Raw genomic sequence first — 1,333 nt, forward strand, 5'->3', positions numbered from 1 at the left:
CCTTCGATGATGGCGGCGCTGTGCATGTCCTTCGCGGACAGCGTCGTCTCGAGGCCGGCAGCGTCGAGGAAGACATAGCAGGTGCAGCCGCGCCGGGTGCGTACGCCGAGGGGCACCACGGCACCGAAGCGCTCACCGCCATCGTCGGAACGGTTCTCGCCACCCCCGCCGCCGCGGCGCTTTCCGCCCTTGTCGTCAGGGGGCTCGGGGGAGAGCGGCGCGTCGAAGTCGGCGTCGTCGTCGCCGGCGCGGAGGGGGATCACGTTGGATCCGCTCACGAGAAGAGAGCACCCTGGCGCGCAAGCGGGGCAGGCCTCGTTGCGGGCGGGGAGAAGTCCGGCGTGAAGAAGCCCAGCATGCCGTGGCACGGACGGAACGGCAGCGGGCGCGCGTTGCGGATGACGAAGCCGTACGGCCCGAAGAACCAGCGCGATCGGCTGGCGCTGACGCAGTCGACGATCTCCGCCTCACCGACAATCCCGCCGAGATCGAAGTCGCAGGGTTGTTCGATGTCGGGCCAGTCCCATTCCTGCGGATCGAAGTCGAAGCGCTTGCCGGCGTGGATCAGCACCGGGCCTCTGAAGCGCGTGGGCCAGCTGCGGTTCTCGACATCCTTGTGCCCGGCGACGATCAGCCAGGCCCAAGGCTGCATGATGGAGAGCGCCTTCGTCGGTTCACTCACGGCAGATCACCTCTCGCGACGGCCCGGATGCGTTCCGGCGTCGCCTTGAGCCATGCGGCATTGTCCGCAGCGATGCGCTGAACACGTTTCGCGAAGATGCGCGGCCGCGCGAGAAACGACATCGAGAGAGCTTCCTCGCCGGAGCAGACCCAAAGGTCGTGATCCCAGGTGAGGCAAGCCAGCGTGTAGCGTGTGCCGGGCGGACGGCAGAGAGCGAGCTGGATCAGGAAATCCTCCGCACCTTCACTCGTCTGTGGATGCGGCCGCTTCTTCTCAGGGACCATCCCAGGCTCATGGACAATGATCCAGCGCTTGATGACGGTCTCCGTCGCATCAGCGGGCCGATCGGCGCCAGGCGACACAGTCACTCAGCCCTCGCTTCCAGCACGTCGGCGTAATCCTTGAATGGCGGGTTCGGCACGCGGATCTCGCATCGCACCGCCATCGGGCGCTGGCGCTGCACCAACGCGCGCGCGGCGTGCACGCCATGCCCCTCCGGGTGGCGCGGCGGCTTCGGCTTGTCGCGATCAGCGAAGATCGTCAGCGCCGAGACCTCGAAAGGAAGATGCAGCGCGGCGAGGATCTCCGCCGCGATGCAGGCCCACACCGGCAGGCCGGTCAGCGCATGCACCGCGAGCGCGGTTTCGATCC

4 protein-coding genes are annotated in these 1,333 nt (G+C 67.7%); all 4 read right to left on the minus strand.

All coding sequences use genetic code 11. The annotated features are described in order from the left end of the window. Positions 1-263: hypothetical protein (locus tag GXW78_RS27655; protein WP_211872144.1), on the minus strand; the 263-nt coding region annotated here is incomplete at its 3' end. 11 nt (positions 264-274) lie between these two features. After that, complete coding sequence (locus GXW78_RS27660; protein WP_211872145.1) at positions 275-682, minus strand: ASCH domain-containing protein; 408 nt, start codon at positions 680-682, stop codon at positions 275-277. Next, positions 679-1,050, minus strand: a complete 372-nt coding sequence (locus GXW78_RS27665; RefSeq protein ID WP_211872146.1) for a hypothetical protein — start codon at positions 1,048-1,050, stop codon at positions 679-681. The genes GXW78_RS27660 and GXW78_RS27665 overlap by 4 nt, the downstream gene beginning before the upstream one ends. Continuing rightward, positions 1,047-1,333, minus strand: a 287-nt coding sequence (locus tag GXW78_RS27670; RefSeq protein ID WP_211872147.1) for a toprim domain-containing protein, incomplete at its 5' end; no start/stop codon positions are given. The genes GXW78_RS27665 and GXW78_RS27670, both read right to left, overlap by 4 nt.

It is taken from the genome of Neoroseomonas terrae, from assembly GCF_018129025.1.
In the GTDB taxonomy this organism is placed as follows: Bacteria; Pseudomonadota; Alphaproteobacteria; order Acetobacterales; family Acetobacteraceae; genus Neoroseomonas; species Neoroseomonas terrae.